Raw genomic sequence first — 20352 nt, 5'->3', positions numbered from 1 at the left:
CCGGGGTGATGGGCGAGCGGCGGTCAGCGGCGCGCGTCTACAGTCGTACGAATGCCCGCTCCGCACCCCCGGTCCACCCTGTCCACCGCTGCCGACGGCATGATCCGCGTCCGCGGTGCCCGCGAGAACAACCTCCGCGACGTCGACGTGGACGTGCCCCGCGACAAGATCGTGGCGTTCACCGGCATCTCGGGCTCGGGGAAGTCATCCCTGGCGTTCGGGACGATCTTCGCCGAGGCGCAGCGTCGCTTCCTCGAGTCGGTGGCCCCGTACGCGCGGCGGCTCATCGCGCAGGGGTCGACGCCGCACGTGGAGTCCATCACCGGGCTGCCGCCGGCCGTCGCACTGCAGCAGCGGCGCGGTGCCCCGAGCTCCCGGTCGACGGTGGGGACCCTGACGACCCTGTCGAACTCGACCCGCATGCTGTACTCCCGCGCCGGCACCTACCCGCCCGGCGCCGAGCGGCTCGAGTCCGACTCCTTCTCCCCGAACACCGTCGCCGGCGCGTGCCCCCGGTGCCACGGGCTCGGCACCGCGCACGAGGTGACCGAGGCCTCCGCCGTGCACGACCCGTCGTTGAGCATCCGGGACGGCGCGATCACCGCGTGGCCCGGTGCGTGGCAGGGCAAGAACCTCCGCGACGTGACCGCGGTCCTCGGGTACGACATCGACCGCCCGTGGCGCGAGCTGTCCCGGGAGGACCGGGACTGGCTCCTGTTCACCGAGGAGCAGCCCGTCGTCGAGGTGCACCCGAAGCGGGACCGGGTCGCGAAGCCGTACAAGGGGCGGTTCTGGAGCGCGCGGCAGTTCGTGCTGCACACCCTGGCCGACTCGCAGAGCGAGACGCAGCGCACCAAGGTGTTGCAGTTCGTCGAGTCCGGGCCGTGCGGGCTCTGCGGCGGGACGGGGCTGACGCGGGCGGCGCTCGCCGTGACCTTCAGCGGCAAGACGATCGCGGAGCTCAACGCGCTCCCCCTCACCGCGCTCGCGGAGGTCCTGCGCCCCGTCGCCGCGCTCACGGACGCCGGGGCGGCGACGTCCCGCGCGTCGTCGGGCGAGCACACCGAGGTGGCCGTCGCGATCTCGCGGGACCTGCTGACCCGCGTCGAGGTGCTCACCGGGCTGGGGCTCGGGTACCTCAGCCTCGACCGGGCGACGCCGACGCTCTCCCCCGGCGAGATGCAGCGACTCCGCATCGCCACGCAGCTGCGGTCGGGGCTGTTCGGCGTCGTCTACGTCCTCGACGAGCCGAGCGCCGGCCTGCACCCGGCGGACGTCGAACCGCTCGTCGAGGTCCTCGACGGGCTCCGCGCCGGCGGCAACAGCGTCTTCGTCGTGGAGCACGACATGAGCATCGTGCGGCAGGCCGACTGGATCGTCGACGTCGGTCCCGGTGCCGGGGCGTCGGGCGGGACGGTGCTCTACAGCGGGCCGGTCCCCGGGCTCGCCGAGGTCGAGGCATCGGTCACCCGCCGGTACCTGCAGCCCCGGCAGCCCGGCGTCGAGCGCACCCCGCGGACGCCGACCGGCACGCTGGAGCTCCGGGACGTCACGCGGCACAACCTCCGCGGGCTCGACGTCGACCTGCCGCTCGGCGTCCTCACCGCGATCACGGGCGTGTCCGGGTCGGGCAAGTCGTCGCTCGTCGGCGGTGTCCTGCCCACGCTCGCCCTGACGCACCCGGGCATCGACCGGGTCGTCGAGGTCGACCAGAAGGCGATCGGCCGGACTCCGCGCTCGAACCTCGCCACGTACACGGGGCTCTTCGACGCGGTGCGTGCCGCGTTCGCCGCCACCGAGGACGCCAAGGCCCGCGGGTGGACCGCCGGCCGGTTCTCGTTCAACGTCGTCGGCGGCCGGTGCGAGGTGTGCCAGGGCGAGGGGTCGGTTTCCGTGGAGCTGCTGTTCCTGCCGGGCAGCTGGGCGCCGTGCCCGGAGTGCCACGGGTCGCGGTACACCGCGGAGACGCTCGAGGTCCGGTGGCACGACGCGACGATCGCGGACGTGCTCGGGATGACCGTCGAGGAGGCAGCGCCGTTCCTCGCCGAGCTCCCCGCTGCGGCGCGCGCGCTGGAGACCCTGCGGCAGGTCGGGCTCGGGTACCTGCGCCTCGGCCAGCCCGCGCCGGAGCTCTCGGGCGGTGAGGCGCAGCGCATCAAGCTCGCGACCGAGCTGCAGCGGGCGCGGTCCGGCCACACGCTCTACCTGCTCGACGAGCCGACCACCGGGCTGCACCCCGCGGACGTCGAACTCCTCACGTCGCAGCTCTCGCGCCTCGTGGACGCCGGCAACACGGTCGTCGTGGTCGAGCACGCGATGGCCGTCGTCGCCGCAGCGGACCACGTCATCGACATGGGGCCCTCCGGCGGCGACGACGGCGGGCAGGTCGTCGCTGCGGGAACCCCGGCCGAGGTCGCGGTGTCCCCGGCGAGCCGCACGGCACGCTGGCTCCGCGCCGAGCTCGGGCTCTGACCCCGGCGGCGTCCATCTCGGGGACGTCCGGCGGCGACGCGTGCGAGCCGTCCCGCACCGACGACCACGTTCGGATTCGGAGATGACCGATCCGGTTCACGAACGCCGGGAATCGTGAACCGGATCGGCCAGGAGCCAGAACGAAAACGTCCCCCGGCCGCCCGGGCGACGCTCATGGAGTGCGGGTGTAGCGTCAGGTCGTCAGCATGCTGAAGACCTTGGAGACCACCCCGTGAGCACATCCGCCGCCGCACCCGGCACCACCGCTGCCGATCCCCGCCGTTGGCTCGGCCTCGTGGTCATCAGCCTCGCCGTGGCGCTCATCATCGTCGACTCGACGATCGTGAACGTCGCGATCCCGAGCATCGTCGCCGACCTCGACATCGGCTCGACGCTCGTGCAGTGGGTCCAGGAGAGCTACACCCTGGTGTTCGCGGCGCTGCTCCTGGTGTTCGGCGCCCTCGCGGACCGCTACGGCCGTCGGCGCCTGCTGACGACGGGTGTGATCGTGTTCGCGCTGGCCTCGGTGCTCGCGGCGCTCTCCCCCACGGGCGACCTGCTCGTGGCCTCCCGGGTGGTCCAGGGCATCGGCGGCGCGATGGTCCTGCCGACGACGCTCTCGATCCTCAACGCCACGTTCACCGGCCGCGAGCGCGGGATCGCCTTCGCCGTCTGGGGCTCCACGATCGGCGGCATGGTGGCGGTCGGGCCGCTCCTCGGCGGCTGGCTGACGACGGACTTCTCGTGGCGCTGGGCCTTCGGGATCAACGTGCCGATCGTGGTGCTCATCGTGATCGGCCTCGGGCTCGCCGTCCGCGAGTCCCGCGACACCGCACACGCCGGCCGCATCGACGTCGTCGGCGCGGTGCTGTCGGTGGTGGCGAGCGCTTCGCTGGTGTTCGGCCTCATCGAGGGACGCACCTACGGCTGGTGGACCCCGTCGTCGACGCCACTGACGATCGGCGACTGGTCGTGGTCCTCCGGGATCAGCCCGATCCCGATCGCGTTCCTCATCGCGGTGCTCGCGGGGTCCGGCTTCGTGCGGTGGTCCCTCCGACGGCAGCGGACGGGACGCTCGGCGCTCATCGCGCTCGACCTCTTCCGCATCGGCTCGTTCCGGAACGGCTCGATCGCGGCGCTCATCGTGTCGCTCGGCGAGTTCGGCATCATCCTGTCGCTGCCCCTCTGGCTGCAGAACGTCCTCGGCTACTCCGCGCTGCAGACCGGCTTCGTGCTGCTCGCCCTGGCGATCGGCTCGTTCGTCGCGAGCGGGTTCGCCGCGACCGTCGGGCAGCGGATCGGGGCGCTGCCGATCGTGCGGATGGGCATCGGCGCGGAGATCGTCGGCGTCGCCGCGATCGGCTTCGTGGTCTCCGCGACGACCGAGTGGTGGGCGATCGTCCCGTGCCTGTTCGTCTACGGCTTCGGCGTCGGACTCGCGACGGCGCAGCTCACCGGTGTGGTGCTGCAGGACGTCCCGGTCGAGCGGAGCGGCGAGGCCTCCGGCGCGCAGAGCACCGCGCGACAGATCGGCTCGGCGCTCGGGATCGCGGTCCTCGGCACGGTGCTCTTCACCTCGACGGGCAGCATCCTCGAGCACCGCCTGGAGGACGCCGGCTCCTCGGTCTCCGCAGCGACGAGCATCGCGGACTCGGTCGTGCAGTCCTCCGGCGGGGCGATCGCCGCCCTCACCGGCCCGACCGCGACCGCCGCCGCCGAGGCGTTCTCCGACGGCACCCGCGCAGCAGCCTGGTCCGCCGCCGGCTTCCTGGTCATCGGCCTCGCCGCGACCCTGCGCCTGCGCGCCCCACGCGCCGAGCGCGCCGACGCCGACGACGAGCACGCACCGGCCACGACGAGCGGCGACTGACGGTCGCACCGCGACCCCACACCGGACGGGAGGCTCGGTGCCTGCCCGCACCGTGCCTCCCGTCCGTCCTCGACGCGCGCCGCTGCCATCGGCGCCCGTCCGCTCAGTCCCCGGCCGCTCCGTCGGTTCCGGGGCGGATGCGGAGCACCCGCGCCGTCGGCGCCGTGTCCCCGCTGGTGAGGTGCAGGGTCCCGTCCGCCTGATCCCAGGACGGCACCCACGGTGCCGGTTCGAGCGGGAACAGCGGCTCGACCGACACGGCCTCCCCGGTGAACTCCGGCAGCGGCAGCGTCACCGAGTCGCCCGCCCCGGGGAGCGACCACACCGACAGGTACAGGTCGCCGGCCGGGGCGCGGAGGCCGAGGGCGACCCAGGTGTCCTCCCACGCGGGCAGCCCGAGCGGCCACACCGGGACCGCGTCCGAGACCACGGTCAGGACCTCCCGGTGTGCCGCGATCGCGGACGCCACGAGGGCGCGCTGCGCGTCGGACATCTCGTTGAGGTACCCGGACAGGTACATCCGGCCGAGCACCCCGTTCACGAGCGAGAGCACGAACAGCTCGTCGGACATCGCGACTGCCGGGTACGCCCAGTTCCCGGCCTGCTCGGGGAGCATCGCCGCGGGTGCAGCGGCCGCGATCGAGGCGTACAGCACGGGGTCCTGCTGGTCCGAGGTGGACTGCATGTGCAGCCGCGAGAGCATCGCCCCGTCGGCACGCATCGCTCCCGACGCGCAGTTCTCGATGAGGAGCTCCGGGTACCGGGCCTGCACGTCGTCGAGCCAGTCCAGGAGCGCCCGCTGGTGCTCGAGCATCCCCGGGAACGGACCCGTCATCGTGTTGTCGTCCATCTTGAAGAACGTCACGCCGAGCTGCCCGACCAGCCGGTCGACGACCTCGTCGAGGTGCGCCCGCGCGGCCGGCGAGCGCAGGTCGAGCAGGTGCCGCCCGTGCTCCGCGACCCGCACCCCGTGGTGCTGCACGAAGGCGTCGGCCGGCAGCGTGGACGCCAGCGGGGAGTTGATGCCGACGACCTCGGGCTCGAGCCAGAGCCCGGCCTGCATCCCTCGTGACCGGATGTGGTCGATGACCTCGGCCAGCCCGCCCGGGAACCGGGAGGCCGCCGGCAGCCACTCGCCCACCGTGTCCCACCAGTGCCCCTCGGCGTACCAGCCGGCATCGATGCAGAACAGGTCCGCTCCCGCATCGGCCGCGGCGTCGACGAGCGGCAGCAGCTTCGCCGTGGTGGGGTCACCCATGAGCGTGTTCATGTAGTCGTTGAAGACCAGCGGGAGCGCCAGGTCCGCCGGTCGCACGTGCCGGATCGCCCGGCGCTGCGCGGTCAGCACCCCGAAGGCCCCGTCGAGCGACGTCGCGATCCCCACGGACACGGGCACGCTCGTGAACGGACGCCCCGGCGCGACGGTCGCCGTCCACTGGTGCTCCTGGTCGGTCGGCCCGCTCAGCACGACGTACGCGTGCCGGCGGGTCTCGCCGAGCTCGTACAGCCACGGCCCGTTGTGCTCGATCTGCCAGACGAGCGAGTACTGCTCGGCCTGCAGGAGTCCGATCGGCAGCGCTTCCCCGGTCGACCACGAGCCGCGGTTCTGCACCACGGCGCGGCTGCGGGGTGGGTGGTGCTGGGCCTCGCGGTCGATGCGGGCGAGGCCGATGTCCCGCAGGGGATCCGTGCGCCACCGGTTCTCCGCAGCCCAGTCGTTGTCGGCGTGCGTCAGCGTCAGGTCGTCCACGCGCGCGCCGGAGTCCGTCAGGAACGCCCCGGTCGCGAAGGACGAGACGAAGTCGACGACGTGCTCGACGTGCTCGACGTGCTCGACGTCGCCGTCGGTCTCGCCGTCGGTCTCGCCCGTCGACACCTCGGTCCACGTCCGGAACGCCGGGACGCCGTCGCGGGCCCGGAACACCGACTCAACCCGGAGGCCCGTGGCCGCGTCCGCCTGTCGGATCCGGAACTCGACGTCGGACCCGTCGCCGTCTCCGTCCCCGGGCTCGTGGCGCGTCCCCCCGTCCGGCACCGGCCGGAGCCGCGCGCCGATCGTGGAGTCCACGTGCCGGAAGCCGCCAGGGAACCGGCCGTGCCCGATCGTGGTGAGCTCGACGAGCGGCTGCGGGTCGTCGGGCCCGTCGGCGAGCGCCGCTCCGGCGGGCACGAACGACACCAGCGCGACCGGCTGGTCCGCAGCGACCCGGAAGCGCGCCGAGAACCCGGACGTGACCCAGTCGACGAAGGGCGTGGCGCTCACCGGGCTCCGACCGGTGCCGGCGTGCTCGACACCCACGCGCCGACGGTGTGGTCGTAGCACGTGGTGTTGTCGATCTTCGAGCGGTCGAGCGCCGGCCCCGCGGTGACCCGGCGTTCCCCGCGCTCGGGGTCGGGCGCCGCCTCGGCCAGCAGCCGCGTGTAGTCGTGGTGCGGGTCGAGGATGACCGCGTCCGAGGGGCCTCGTTCGACGACCCGGCCGCGGTAGAGCACCAGGATCTCGTCGGAGAAGTGCCGCGCGGTCGCCAGGTCGTGCGTGATGTAGAGCACGGCGAGGTGGTCCTCGCGCTGCAGCCGCCCGAGCAGGTTGAGCACGCTGAGCCGGATCGACACGTCGAGCATCGACACGGGTTCGTCGGCGATGAGCACCTGCGCGCCCGGAGCCAGCGCGCGGGCGATCGCGACGCGCTGCCGCTGCCCGCCGGAGAGCTCGTGCGGCCGACGGGACGCGAAGTCCTCGTCGAGGTTCACGCGGCCGAGGAGCTCCCGGACCTTCGCCGACGTCTCCTCGGAGCCACGGGCCCGGTTGTGCAGCTGCAGCGGCCGGGCGATGTGGTGCTCGATCGAGTGGAACGGGTTGAGCGAGGCGAAGGGGTCCTGGAACACCATCTGCACGTGCCGGCGGTACATGCTGCCGAGCACCGGGGTGCCGTCCTCGAGCCGGACGTCGATCGAGCCGTGCGTGAGCGTCTCGAGCTTCGCGAGCATCCGGGCGATCGTGGACTTGCCTGAACCGGACTCCCCGACGAGCGCGACGGTGCGTCCGGGCAGCAGCTCGAACGACACGTCGTCGACGGCGTGCAGGGTGGTGCGCTTCAGGCCCTTGCGGGTGTGGAAGTCCTTGCCGAGGTGGCTGACGGTCACGCTGGTCATGCGAGTTCCTCCTGGGCGGTGACGGCGTGCTCGAGTGCTTCGTCCTCGACGCCCGAGCGGATGAAGGACCCGCGTGCGCCGGACAGGCTCGGGAACGACTGCAGCAGCCGCCGGGTGTAGGGGTGCTTGGCGTCGTGCTGGATCACGGCTGCCGGTTCGCACTCGACGACCTCGCCGCGGAGCATCACGGCGATCCGGTCGCTGATCTCCAGGAGCAGCGGCAGGTCGTGCGTGATGAACACCACCGCGAAGCCGAGCTCGTCGCGGAGCCGGACGATCTCGCGGAGGATCTCCCGCTGCACGACGACGTCGAGCGCCGTGGTGGGCTCGTCCATGATCATGATCTGCGGCTCGAGCAGCATCGCCATCGCGATCATCACGCGCTGCCGCATGCCGCCGGAGAGCTCGTGCGGGTACGCCGTGATGCGGGACGGGTCGACGCCGACGCGGCTGAGGGCGTCCTCGGCGATCGCGCGCCGCTCCTTGCGGGACAGCCCCTTCCGGTGCTCGACGAGTGCGTCGTCGAGCTGCGCGCGGATGGTGGTCACGGGGTTGAGCGCGTTCATCGCGCCCTGGAACACCATCGACAGCTTCGACCAGCGCACCGCGCGGAGCTGTTCGTGCTCCAGCCCGAGCAGGTCGATGTCGGTGCCGTCGCGGTCGTGGAACGTGATGCTCCCCGACGTCACCTTCGCCGGCGGCCGGTGCAGCCGGGTGATCGCGTACGCCAGCGTGGTCTTCCCGCAGCCGGACTCCCCCGCGAGCCCGAGGATCTCCCCGGGGGCGAGCGTCAGCGACACGTCCCTGACGGCGTGCACGGGGTGTTCGGTCTCGTAGACGACGTCGAGGTGCTCGATCGTCAGGACGGCGTTCATCGTTGCGTTCCCTTCAGGCGGCGGAGGCGACGCTCGCGCCGACGCTGCGCACGGACGTTGGCGAGCCGGGGGTTGATGACCTCGTCGATGGAGAAGTTCACCAGGGACAGGCCCATGCCGAGCAGGGCGATGAGGAGCCCCGGCGGCACGAACCACCACCAGGCGCCGTTCGCCAGCGCGAAGCCGTTCTGGGCGTAGAAGAGCATCGTGCCGAGCGTCGAGGAGTTCGACGCTCCGAGCCCGAGGAAGGACAGACCGGCCTCCCCGAGGATCGCCGCGATCACCGCGAACACGAACTGCGACGCGAGGACGGGCAGCAGGTTCGGCAGGATCTCGACCGCGATCACCCGCCAGGGCTTCTCGCCGGCAACCCGGGCGGCCGAGACGTAGTCCCGGTTGCGGATCGACATCGTCTGCGCGCGGAGGACCCGGGCGGACCCGGCCCACGACGTGATCGCGAGGACCACGGCGATCGTCCAGAGCCCGCGCGCCTCACGCGGCACGAGGCCGGAGATGACGATGACGAGCGGCAGGCCGGGGATCACGAGGAAGACGTTCGAGAAGAGCGAGAACGCCTCGTCCATGAAGCCGCCGAGGTAGGCGCCGAGGATGCCGAAGAACGCGGACAGCACCGTTGCCAGGAGCCCGACGATGAGCCCGATCTGCAGGCTCCCGCGGGTCGCGTAGGCCAGCTGCGCCAGCACGTCCTGCCCGGTCTGCGTGGTGCCGAGCAGGTTCGCTGCGCTCGGTCCCTGCAGACCGGAGTCGCGGATGGTGGTCGGGTCGCCGACGAGCAGCGGCCCGATGACCCCGAACAGCGTGACGCCGAGGACCAGCACGATGCCGGTGATCAGCCACGGGGTGGGGGTCGGGAGGAAGCGGCGGAGACCGCCCTTCGTCGCCTTGCGGGTGGCGATCGACGTGGTGCTGTCGGCCTCCTCCGCGAGTGCGCCGATGGTGGGTTCGGTCTCCTGCTGGATGTTCGTCATGGTCTGCGCGCTCCCTAGGCCCGTGCCCGCGTGCGGGGGTCGATGATCCCGTAGAGCAGGTCGACGACGAGGTTCGCGCCGAGGACCGCCAGGGTGATGAACAGGAAGATGCCCTGCATGAGCGCGTAGTCGTTGTTCGTCACCGCGGAGAGGAGCTTCGACCCGATGCCCGGGTAGGAGAACACCTGCTCGGTGACGACGGAGCCGGACACGATGAACCCGAGGGAGATCGCGAAGCCGGCGACGGAGGGCAGCACGGCGTTCCTCGCGGCGTAGTTCCGCAGGATCTTGCCGTCGGAGAGGCCCTTCGCCTGCGCGGTGGTGATGTAGTCCTCGGACAGCGTCGAGACCATCATGTTGCGCATCCCGAGCAGCCAGCCGCCGAGGGACGCGAGCACGATCGTCACCGCCGGCAGCACCCCGTACTTGATCGCCGAGGCGATGAAGTCCCAGTTGAACCCGGGGTTCAGCACGACGTCGTAGCCGCCCTGCGCCGGGAACAGGTGGAGTCCGGTGGCGAAGAAGTACACCAGGATCAGCGCGAGCCAGAAGTACGGCACCGCGGCGAGCAGGGTGGTGGCCGGCACGAACGAGTCGAGCCAGGTGCCGGGACGCCACCCGACGAAGGCGCCGAGGCCGACGCCGATGATCGCGGCGAGGATCGTCGCGATCCCGACGAGGGCGATGGTCCACGGCAGCGAGCTCGCGATGACCTCGGTGACGGGGGCCGGGAAGTAGCTGACGGACACGCCGAGGTCACCGCGGAACACGTTGGCGAGGTAGCGGCCGTACTGGACGATGAGCGGTTCCGAGGAATCGCCACCGAGGAGCAGCTCGTACGCCTGCCGGGTCGCCGGGGTCACCTGTCCGCCGCGCTGCTGGAGCTTGGCGAGCAGGATGTCCACCGGGTTCCCGGGCAGGAGCCTGGGGATGATGAAGTTCAGCGTCAGTGCCGCCCAGAGTGCGACGACGTAGAAGCCGATCTTGCGCAGGAAGTAGGTCATCGTCGAGTGCCCCTCGGTCGCGATCCCATCGTGATCAGCCCTTCGCCGGCTTCAGCGCCTTGAAGATCTCGGCGTTGTCCGGGCTCGCCCAGACGGCCGGGAAGGCGAAGAGGTCCTTCTCGGTGGGCCAGCCGGTGAACTTCGCCGAGTGGAACTCACTCGTCGTGCCGCCGGTCATCACCGGGATGTAGGGCATGTCCTCGACGATGTGCTGCTGGATGGTGTCGAACTCCGGCTGCGTCGCCGCGGTGTCGGTCGGGTTGATCGTCGCGAGCTTCGCGAGCGCCGCGTCGACGTCCGGGTTGCTGTAGCGGGCGATGTTCATCGGGGCGGCTTCGCCGACCTTCGCGGTGTTCGCCGTCGAGTAGTAGTTGTTGTAGAGGTAGTACGGGTTCGACGCCGGGCCCTGGCCGAGCGAGTCGATCGCGAGCTGGAAGTTGCCCTTGGTCTTCTTGTCGGTCCACTCGTTCCACGACGACTGCTGCGCCTTGAGCTCGATGCCGGCGGCCTTGAGCTGCTGCGTCATCGTGTCGATGGCGGTGATGTAGTCGGTCCAGCCGGTGACGACCTCGACGGTCAGCGACAGCTTCTTGCCGTCCTTGGCGTAGATGCCGTCGGCGCCCTTGGCGTAGCCGGCACCCTTCAGCGCTGCGTCGGCTGCGGCGGTGTCGGCGGAGGACGGCATCACGGCCGGGTCGACGTCCTTCGAGATGGTGTCCTTCTGCGTGCCGGTGAGGGCGAAGGTCGGCGAGATCTCGCTCGCGGTGTTCTCGAACGCCAGCGAGTTGAGCTGCTTGCGGTTGATCGCGTCGGCGATCGCGTGCCGCACGGCCGGGTCGGTCTGCGGGCCGGTGCAGCCGAGCGCGGTGGACGAGCAGGTGAGCAGCGCCATCTGGTTCTGCGGGATGGTGATGCCGTCGTAGCCGGGGTACTTGGCGGCGATGTCGTCCATGTTCGGCACCGGGCCGGTCTGCCAGTCGATCGAGCCCTGTGCGAGCGCGTCGGCGCCGGCGGTGTTGCCGGAGAGCGAGAGGTAGCGGACCGTCTTCACGGACGGCGCGCCGCCCCAGTACTTCTTGTTGGCCTCGAGCGTGAACGCCTGCGCCTTGAAGGTGCCGAGCGTGTACGGGCCGGTGCCGACGGGCTTCCGGACGACGTCCGTGGTCGGGTCGATGTCCTTCCAGAGGTGCTCGGGGACGATCCAGGTCTTGCCGAGCAGGTTCGGGCCGAGGACGAAGGACGGCTTGTCGAACGAGACCACGACCTTGTCGTCGCCGTCGGCCTTCGCGGTGCCGTCGTAGCCGATCGAGTTCAGCGCCTTCTGCTTCTTGAGCATGTCGAGCGTGAAGACGACGTCCTTCGAGGTGAAGGGCTTGCCGTCGCTCCAGGTCGCGCCGTCGCGGAGCGTGATGGTCAGCTGCGTGCCGTCGCCGTTCCACTCGTAGGACTTGCCGAGGAGCGGCTTCGGGTCGTTGTTGTTCACGTTGGTGATGAAGAACAGCGACTCGTAGATCGTGCCGACGCCACCGATGTTCGACGGCGACCACGGGTTGAAGTTGATCTGGTAGTCGCCGGACTGGCCGGTGTACGCGATGAGGGTCGAGGCGGCGTCGTCGGTGGTGCTGGCGCTGCCGCTCGAGCTGCAGCCGGTGAGCGCGAGGCTCCCGGCGAGGAGCACGGCCGCGCCGATGGCGAGCCGCGAACGGGTTGTCTTGAACATCGTTGTCCTCTCGGTCTGCGTCGTCGCAGGTCCACGTTGTGAGCGTGATTGTTACACGCATAAACTAAGTCGGTCAAGAGGCGGCGACGACGCGGCCCGACGAGCACTGGAGACGCGATGGAGCGGACGACACTGGACGGCACGTGGACCCTCGAGGCGGTGCACGGCCCGGCCGAGGCACCGAGCGCCCCGATCGCGGCGGTGGTCCCCGGCTGCGCGCACACGGACCTGCTCCGCGCCGGCCTGATCCTCGACCCGTTCGACGGCGACAACGAGGCCGCGACGCAGTGGATCGGCGACACCGTCTGGCGGTACCGGCGCACCTTCGACTGGGCGGCACCCGACGCCGAGCGGCACGACCTGGTCGCCGAGGGCCTGGACACCCTCGCCACGATCGAGGTGAACGGCATCGTCGTCGCCACGACCGCGAACCAGCACCGCTCGTACCGCTTCCCGGTCGGGCACCTGCTCCGCCCCGGCACGAACGAGCTCGTGGTCACCTTCGACGCCCCCGTGCCCGCGGCCGAACGGCTGTCCGAGCTGCACGGCGGCGAGCTCCCGCACGTCAACCACCACCCGTACAACGCGCTCCGCAAGAACGCGTCGAACTTCGGGTGGGACTGGGGCATCGACGTCGCCACGAGCGGCATCTGGCGCTCGATCGGCATCGAGTCCTGGAGCGGCGCCCGGATCGCCGCCGTCCGCCCGCTCGTCGACGTCGACGGCACCACCGGTGTGCTGACGGCGCACGTCGACGTCGAGTCCGCCGGCGGCGCCGGCGTGTTCCGCCAGGCCATCGGAGCCGCACCGGTCGCGTCTGCGGACGGTGCGACTGCAGCCGGTACGGTCGCACCCGGTCTGGAGGCTCGGATCACCGTGGCCCCGCACCGCGCGTCCGCAGCGACCCCCGGTTCGGACACCGAGCCTCCCGTCCGGATCACCGGCGTGCGCCGCGTCGAAGGCGGGTCCGCGACGCTCCGTCTGGAGGTGCCGGACGTGGCGGTGTGGTGGCCGCGCGGCGAGGGCGACCAGCCCCTGTACGACGTGACCGTCGAGGTCGGCGACGACGTCTGGACCGGCCGCGTCGGGTTCCGCACCGTGACGCTCGACACCGCCGCGGACGAGGGCGGGGCGCCGTTCCTCCTCCGCGTGAACGACCGGCCGGTGCTCGTCCGCGGGGCGAACTGGATCCCGGACCACGCGTTCCTGACCGAGATGACGCCGGAGCGGTACCACGACCGGATCGAGGACGCGATCGCCGCCAACATGAACCTGCTCCGGGTGTGGGGCGGCGGGATCTACGAGTCCCGCGAGTTCTACGACCGCTGCGACGAGCTCGGGGTCCTGGTGTGGCAGGACTTCCTGTTCGCCTGCGCCGCGTACGCCGAGGAGCCCTGGCTCGCCGACGAGGTCGAGCCCGAGGTCCGCGAGGCCGTCACCCGCCTCAGCCGGCACCCGTCGCTCGTGGTGTGGAACGGCAACAACGAGAACCTCGTCGCGTACGCCGAGTGGGGCTGGCGGCGCGCGCTCGTCGGCCGGACCTGGGGCAACGGGTACTACCGGTCGCTGCTGCCCGCCGTCGTCGCGGAACTCGACCCGACCCGGCCGTACACACCGGGCAGCCCGTTCTCGTTCGACGAGTACCTCACGCCGAACGACGACCGCAACGGCACGGTGCACATCTGGGACGTCTGGAACCGGCTCGACTACCGGCACTACGCCGACTGGGAGCCGCGCTTCGTCGCGGAGTTCGGGTTCCAGGGGCCGCCCGCGTGGTCCACCCTGACCGCCGTCGTGCACGACGAGCCGCTCGACCCGGACGGGCACGAGATGCTCGTGCACCAGAAGGCGGACCAGGGCAACCGGAAGCTCGCGGACGGGATGCGCGGGCACCTGCCCTCGCCCGCGTCGATCGAGGACTGGCACTGGGCGGCGCAACTGAACCAGGCGCACGCGATCCGGTTCGGGATGGAGTGGTTCCGCTCCCGGACGCCGGACAACACCGGGATGATCGTGTGGCAGCTCAACGACGACTGGCCCGTGGTGTCGTGGGCGCTCGTCGACCACGCGGGGATCCGGAAGCCCGTCTGGTACGCGGTGCGTCAGGCGTACCAGCCGGTGCTCGTCACGGTGCAGCCGGGCGCTGCCGGTGCTGGCCTGGACGTGGTCGTGGTGAACGGGTCGGGCGCTGCGGTGTCCGGTGAGGTCCACGTCGCGCGGGTCCGCTTCGACGGGACCCCGCTCGCGGCCGAGTCCTTCCCGGTGTCCGTCGACGTCGCCGATGCCGCACGGGTGTCACTGCCGTCCTCGCTCGCGGAAGCCGGGGACCCGGCGTCCGAGGTGCTCGTCGTCACCGGGCCGCTCGGCCGCACGGTGTTCGACTTCGCCGAGGTCGTCGACCAGGCCCTGCCCGCGTCCCCGTTCACCACGACGGTGTCCCCGACGCCGGACGGCGCCCGGGTCACCGTGACGGCCACGGCCTACGCGCGGGACGTCGCGCTCTTCCCGGACCGGGTGGACGCGGCGGCCCGGGTGGACGACGGCCTGGTGTCACTGTTGCCCGGCGAGTCCGTGACGTTCACGGTGACGGGCGCTCCCGGCATCGACACGGCGGCGCTGCTCACTCGTGAGGTCCTCCGGCACGCCGGCTCGCTGCGCTGACGACGAACGGGCGATGTGCCCGGGTGCGGTCCTCGACCCACCCGGGCACATCGCCCGCTCGACCGCGCGTCAGTCGAGCGCGGTGAACTCGAGCACGATCGCGGTGCCCGGCGCGAGCATCGGCAGCCGGGCCCCGACGTCCTCGAACACGGCACCGGAGAGCTCCAGGTACCCGCGCCCGAGCCACGGCGGCGGCACCATGTCGAGCCCGTGCGGCACGCCGAGCCCCGCGGCCGGGGCCATCCGGTAGCGCCGCGCCCGGTCGAGCCCGCGCACCCGCAGCGGCACCGCGAGGGACTGCGGCCCGGTCACGGTCCGGGCGACGCGCACGAGCGCACTCCCCCGGTCGACCGACACCACCGACGTGGTCGCGAGCCCCGGGTCCCCGAGGTCGAGGTGCCGCAGTCGCCCGGTGTGCAGCAGCCCGCGCACGCGCTTGTACAGGGTGGTCCAGGCCCGCAGCCGGTCGAGCTCCTCGGTGGACAGTCGCGTGACGTCGGTCTCGAGTCCGGCGGAGCCGAACAACGACACCGCCATCCGGAAGTCCAGGTCGAGGTGGCGCCCGGTGGTGTGCGAGACCTCGGGGCCGACGTGCGCGCCGATGAGCTCGAGCGGCAGCAGCGCCTCGGTCCACCGCTGGATCGCGAGGCGTTCCATCGCGTCGTTGGTGTCCGACGGCCAGACCCGGTCGGTGCGCTCGAGCACCCCGAGGTCGACTCGGCCGCCCCCGCTCGCGCACGCCTCGATCTCCAGCCAGGGGTGCCGCGCGCGCAGGCTGTCCATCAGCGCGTAGACCCCGCGGGTGTGCGCGTCGACGCCCGCGCGTCCGGCGTGCACGGCGTGCACGATGTCCCGGTTCATGTCCCACTTCACGAAGTCGACGTGGTGCTCGCCGATCACGGCCGACATGCTCTCCAGGACGAACGCCCGCGCGAGCGGGTTCGCCATGTCGAGCACGTACTGGTTCCGCCACGTGCGGACGTCGTCGTCGGGGCGTTGCAGCAGCCACTCCGGGTGCGCGACGGCGAGCTCGGAGACCGGGCTCACCATCTCCGGTTCGAACCACAGCCCGAACTCCATGCCGAGGTCGCGGACCCGGTCGACGAGCGGGCGGAGGCCGTCCGGCCACACCGACGGGTCCACCCGCCAGTCGCCGAGCGAGGTGTCGTCCGAGCGCCGGCCGAGGAACCAGCCGTCGTCGAGCACGAACCGTTCGACCCCGATGTCCGCGGCCGTCTCGGCGAGTGCGACGAGCGGCGCCAGCTCCTGCCGGTAGTAGACCGCCTCCCAGGTGTTGAGCACGACGGGCCGCGGACGGCTCGGGTGCCCGGGGCGTGCGCGCAGCGAGTCGTGCAGGCGCGCGGACATCCCGTCGAGCCCCTCGTCGCTCCACACGAACACGGCGTCGGGCGCGGTGAAGTCCTCGCCGGCGCCGAGCACGACCTCGCCGGCACGCAGCAGTTCCCCCGCACCGAGGACCGGTCGGGCCTCGGCGAGCACGTCGTGGCGGTGCACGGAGTCCGCGCTCCACGCCAGGTGCACGGCCCAGACCTCACCGGAGGCGTCGTCGAACCCGGGCGTCCCGAGCACGAGCAACGTCGGCGCGTCGTGTCCGGTCCGGCCGCGGCGGCTCTCCCGGGCGTGACTGCCCTGCGTCAGCGCGCGACGCTGTGGCGTGCGCTCCCGGGTCCAGCGGCCCGCGAGGTCGAACACCTCCGAGACCCGCTCCCCGACGGGCAGCACGGCCTCGAGCGCCTGTAGGTGCACGGCCCGGACACCGCGGTTCGTGACGGTGTGGCGCACCCGGAGCACGCCGGCGTCGTCGAGAGCGAACACGCTGCGGAGCGCGAGCTCCTCGGAGTCCGCGGTGACCACGGCCTCGCGCGGCGTCGAGGTCACCTCGACGCCGCGCCACCGCGGCACGAGCGGCAGCCCCTCGACGTGCCCGGCGATCGCGGGGCGCCCCTCCCAGCCGTCCCGCTCGGTGGGCAGCACGGTGAGCGGCCACGGCGCGTCGAACGCGCTCGGGGAGATCGGCCGACCGAGCGCGAGCAGCAGCTCGTCGGTGTCGGCGACGTCCACGGGTCCGACGTCGCGGCCCCAGTGCAGCACCTCGGGCAGGCCGTCGGCGGCGGTCACCAGGACGAGCGAGACCCCTGCCGCGCGGAGCACGTGGACCCGTCGGGCCGGAAGTGTCGGTACCGCGGCCACGGTCGTGTCCCGCTCGACGATGCTCACGAGACCGGCTCCTCGCGGAGCACGCGGACGCGGCCCGCGGGCACGACGGTCTCCGGCCCGTGGCCGGAGCCGTCGAGCAGGTCCGTGCCGGACGCGAGCACCGTGACGGGGTCCGCGCGGTGGTTGACGAGGAACAGGAACGCGGAACCGTCGCGTCCGACGCGACGCACCGCCTCCAGGCCGGGAGGACCGGTGACGGTCCGCGGGACCGCTCGCTCCTCGACGATCCGGTCCACGAGCCGTTGGATGCTGTCATCCGCGAGGCTCGCTGCGACGTACCAGGCGCCGCCGCCGGCGGCGCGGCGCGTGACCGCTGCCCGGCCGGCCAGCGGACCGTCGGTGTACGCGAGGACGACCTCGGCGTCCTCGACGACGACCGCCTCGGCCCAGTCGGTGACGGTCTCGCCGTCGTCGAGCGGCCAGCGCTCCCCGCGCTGCAGCGGGGTGAACTCCTCGGACCACGCGCCCAGGACGTCGCGGAAGGCGCCCGGGTACCCGCCGGTGCGGATGCGGGCGTGCTCGTCGGCGACGCCGGACAGGTACGTGACCACGAGGGTGGCACCGCGGTCGACCACAGCGGCGAGCCGGGCGGCAGCGGTGTCGTCGACGATCAGCAGCGTCGGGAGCACCACCACGTCGTAGCCGTCGAGATCCGCGTCGAGCGGCACCACGTCGGTGAGGACCTGGCGGTCGAAGAACGCGCGGTGCCAGGCACGGAGTTCGCGGGCGTAGCGGAGCGCCCGGTGCGGCTTGAGGCCCGTCTGCATCGCCCAACCGGAGGCTTCGTCGACGACGATCGCCACCCGCGCCGGCTCGACCGTGCTGCCCTGCACCGGAGCGAGTGCCTGCATCGCGCGGCCGAGCGCGGTGACCTCGCGCCAGACCCGGGTGCGGGTGCCGGCCTGCGGCAGCATCGCGGAGTGGAACTGCTCGGCGCCGGCCGTCGAGGCGCGCCACTGGAAGAACAGCGCGCCGTCGGACCCGCGGGCCACGTGCGCGAGCGAGTTCCGGAGGATCTCCCCCGGTTCCTTCGCCCGGTTGCGCTCCTGCCAGCTCGGTCCGCCCGTCGAGTGCTCCATGAGGAGCCACGGCCGGCGCCCGGCCGTGATGCCGCGCATCCGGTCGGCCGCCGCGGCGAGGTCCTGCTCGCGGCGCGGGTCGTCGACGATCGTGTAGTGGTCGTTCGCGGGGATCGCCACGTGCTTCGCCCAGTCCGCGTAGTCGACCACCTGGGAGGCCGCGCCGACCATGAAGTTCGTCGTCACGGGGACGTCGGAGTGCGCTTCGATCGCGGCCTTCTCGAGCTGGTAGTGCGCCAGGAGCGAGTCCGAGGAGAACCGTTCCGCGTCGAGGAAGAGCCCCGGGTTCGGCGCGCCGTTCCGTGGGCCGCGCGGCAGCGACACCTCGTCGAAGTCGGTGAAGGTGTGCCCCCAGAAGGCCGTGCCCCATGCGGCGTTGACGGCGTCGATCGTGCCGTACCGCTGCCGGAGCCAGACCCGGAACGCGGCGACGGAGGCGTCGCAGGCGCAGCGGGCGTTCCCGCCGCCGAGCTCGTTGCTGACGTGCCAGAGCCGCACGGCGGGGTGCTTGCCGTACCGCTCGGCCACGGCGTCGACGATGCGGCGCGCGTGCTCCCGGAACACCGGCGAGTCCGGGCACCAGCCGAGGCGGCCACCGGGGTGCTGGCGGGTGCCGTCCCGGTCGACCGGCAGGACCTCGGGGTGTGCGGCCAGGAGCCAGCTCGGCGGTGCCGCGGTCGGCGTCGCGAGGTCGACGGCGATGCCGTTCGCGTGCAGCAGGTCGAGGACGTCGTCGAGCCAGCCCCACGTGTACTCGCCCGGCGACCGCTCGAGCAGCCCCCAGGAGAACACCCCGACGGTGACCAGGTTCACCCCGGCTTCGCGCATCAGTCGGACGTCCTCGTCCCAGACCTCGCGGGGCCACTGCTCGGGGCTGTAGTCGCCGCCGAACGACAGGCCATCGGTGGGCCACGAGACGGTTGGTGCTGCGTTCACGCGCACCAGCCTCCCGTCTCACGGGAGGTTTGTCAACGGGTGTAACTAAGTCCCTACACGCCCAGCAGCTGGCGGATCGCGAGCACCGCGCCGGCACGCGCCCACTCGGAGAACTCGAACGGCTGCACCTCGACCGTGACCGGGTCCGTGTACGGCGCCATCGCACCCCGGAGCGCCTCGTCCACGCTCGACCGCGCGATGTCGTACACCGGCAGCCCGTCACCCGTGAGGACGATCGCCGCCGGGTCCGCGACGAGCACCACCGTGGACAGGACCACGCCGAGCGCACGGCCGGCGTCCTCGAACGCCCGGAGTGCCGCGGCGTCCCCGGTCCGGGCCAGCTCGACGACCTCGTCGTAGGTGGCACCGACGTGGCCCGAGTTCCGGACGATGACCGGGCTCGGCAGGTAGCTCGAGGCGCACCCGGCATGCCCGACACCGCAGTCCGGACCGCCGCCGAGCACCGGGACGTGCCCGATCCGCCCGAGGCGCCCGTGCTCCCCCGTCGACACCTCGCCGTTCGCGATCAGCCCGAGCCCGACCCCCTCACCCACCGTGACGAGGACCATCGAGCGGCGCCCGGCACCGGCACCGAACCAGTGCTCCTTCGCCGTGAGCGCGTGCACGTCGTTCGCAGTGAAGGCCGCCAGCCCCGTGCGCTCGGTGAGCATCCGCGCGAACGGCACGTCCGTCCACCCGAGGAACGGGGAGGACGACACCACGGCCTCTCCCCCACGGGTCAGCACGTCACCGGGCAGGGAGACCCCGATCGCGCAGACCGCCGGGTGCACCCCGCGGAGTCGCTCGTGCACGGCCGTGATCTGGTCGGCGACGTCCTCAGCCGTGGTGGACGGCATCCCCTCCTCGTGGAGGGCGAGCACGCGGCCGCCGAGGTCCGTCACAGCGGCGTACAGCCGGTCCTTCGTGAGCTTGATGCCGAGGAACTCCCACGTGCCCGAACTCGCCTGCAGGAGCTCCGAGGGCCGACCGGTGGCACCGCGGACGTCCGTGCCGATCTCGGACACCATGCCGTGTCCGACGAGCACCCGCATCGCCCGCGTCAGGCTCGCGCGGGACAACCCGAGCGACCGCGCGATCTCCGCACGCGAGAGCGTCCCGTGGATCAGGATCTCGCGCAGCGCCAGGCGAGAACCTTCCGGCAGCGGTGGCCAGGTGTGGGTCATCGTTCCTCCGTCGTCGGCTGATCCTAAACGCAGAAAACCCCCGACCAGTACTGGTCGGGGGTTCCCTGTTCTTGCAACGTTGAGTCCGGCGGCGTCCTACTCTCCCACAAGGTCCCCCTTGCAGTACCATCGGCGCTGAGAGGCTTAGCTTCCGGGTTCGGAATGTGACCG

At 72.0% G+C, this 20352-nt stretch carries 12 protein-coding genes and 1 rRNA gene; 3 read left to right on the top strand and 10 right to left on the bottom strand.

What is annotated here, in order from left to right; genetic code table 11:
• Positions 1 to 51 precede the first annotated feature (51 nt).
• Both EDF24_RS16935 and EDF24_RS16930 read left to right on the top strand, forming a co-directional pair.
• Complete coding sequence (locus tag EDF24_RS16935) at positions 52 to 2472, top strand: excinuclease ABC subunit UvrA (protein WP_123704419.1); 2421 nt, start codon at positions 52 to 54, stop codon at positions 2470 to 2472.
• A 232-nt stretch (positions 2473 to 2704) separates the two neighbouring features.
• Positions 2705 to 4342 (top strand): DHA2 family efflux MFS transporter permease subunit, encoded by a 1638-nt coding sequence (locus tag EDF24_RS16930; RefSeq protein ID WP_123704417.1) that lies wholly within the window; start codon positions 2705 to 2707, stop codon positions 4340 to 4342.
• A 103-nt stretch (positions 4343 to 4445) separates the two neighbouring features.
• Here EDF24_RS16930 and EDF24_RS16925 read toward each other — a convergent pair whose 3' ends face one another.
• From EDF24_RS16925 to EDF24_RS16900, 6 genes are read right to left on the bottom strand one after another with little or no spacing between them, the layout of a single operon-like run.
• Entirely contained in the window at positions 4446 to 6641 is a 2196-nt protein-coding gene (locus EDF24_RS16925) for a glycoside hydrolase family 36 protein (RefSeq protein WP_123704415.1), read from the bottom strand.
• Complete coding sequence (locus EDF24_RS16920) at positions 6602 to 7495, bottom strand: ABC transporter ATP-binding protein (RefSeq protein WP_123652923.1); 894 nt, start codon at positions 7493 to 7495, stop codon at positions 6602 to 6604. The genes EDF24_RS16925 and EDF24_RS16920 overlap by 40 nt, the downstream gene beginning before the upstream one ends.
• The gene (locus EDF24_RS16915; RefSeq protein ID WP_123704413.1) at positions 7492 to 8370 is read right to left on the bottom strand and encodes an ABC transporter ATP-binding protein; all 879 of its coding nucleotides are present in this window, start codon (positions 8368 to 8370) and stop codon (positions 7492 to 7494) included. The genes EDF24_RS16920 and EDF24_RS16915 overlap by 4 nt, the downstream gene beginning before the upstream one ends.
• Positions 8367 to 9359 (bottom strand): ABC transporter permease, encoded by a 993-nt coding sequence (locus EDF24_RS16910; RefSeq protein ID WP_123652921.1) that lies wholly within the window; start codon positions 9357 to 9359, stop codon positions 8367 to 8369. The genes EDF24_RS16915 and EDF24_RS16910 overlap by 4 nt, the downstream gene beginning before the upstream one ends.
• A 14-nt stretch (positions 9360 to 9373) precedes the next feature.
• Complete coding sequence (locus EDF24_RS16905; RefSeq protein WP_123652920.1) at positions 9374 to 10363, bottom strand: ABC transporter permease; 990 nt, start codon at positions 10361 to 10363, stop codon at positions 9374 to 9376.
• A gap of 34 nt (positions 10364 to 10397) precedes the next feature.
• On the bottom strand, positions 10398 to 12083 hold the full coding sequence (locus EDF24_RS16900) for an ABC transporter substrate-binding protein (protein WP_123704411.1): 1686 nt from the start codon (positions 12081 to 12083) through the stop codon (positions 10398 to 10400).
• A 117-nt stretch (positions 12084 to 12200) separates the two neighbouring features.
• Between EDF24_RS16900 and EDF24_RS16895 the strand changes: the two genes are divergently transcribed.
• Positions 12201 to 14744, top strand: coding sequence for a glycosyl hydrolase 2 galactose-binding domain-containing protein (locus EDF24_RS16895; protein WP_123704409.1), 2544 nt, complete (start codon positions 12201 to 12203; stop codon positions 14742 to 14744).
• A gap of 69 nt (positions 14745 to 14813) precedes the next feature.
• On the opposite strand, the gene EDF24_RS16890 is transcribed toward EDF24_RS16895, so the two are convergent.
• The 4 genes from EDF24_RS16890 to rrf all read right to left on the bottom strand — a co-directional run.
• Positions 14814 to 16982 carry an alpha-galactosidase gene (locus EDF24_RS16890; RefSeq protein WP_260233486.1) on the bottom strand — a complete coding sequence of 723 codons (2169 nt, stop codon included), beginning with the start codon at positions 16980 to 16982 and terminating at the stop codon, positions 14814 to 14816.
• A complete protein-coding gene (locus EDF24_RS16885; RefSeq protein WP_260233485.1) occupies positions 16979 to 18997 on the bottom strand; it encodes a beta-galactosidase in 2019 nt (672 codons plus the stop codon). Before EDF24_RS16885 ends, EDF24_RS16890 begins: the two co-directional genes overlap by 4 nt.
• A gap of 53 nt (positions 18998 to 19050) precedes the next feature.
• Complete coding sequence (locus EDF24_RS16880; protein WP_123652917.1) at positions 19051 to 20181, bottom strand: ROK family transcriptional regulator; 1131 nt, start codon at positions 20179 to 20181, stop codon at positions 19051 to 19053.
• An 83-nt stretch (positions 20182 to 20264) separates the two neighbouring features.
• Positions 20265 to 20352, bottom strand: a 5S ribosomal RNA gene (rrf, locus tag EDF24_RS16875); the annotation flags it as partial.

Origin of the sequence: Curtobacterium sp. PhB130 (assembly GCF_003755165.1) — a bacterium.
Lineage (GTDB): Bacteria > Actinomycetota > Actinomycetes > Actinomycetales > Microbacteriaceae > Curtobacterium.
The sequence above is the reverse complement of the archived record's forward strand: the minus strand, read 5'-3'. Positions and strand labels throughout refer to the sequence as shown.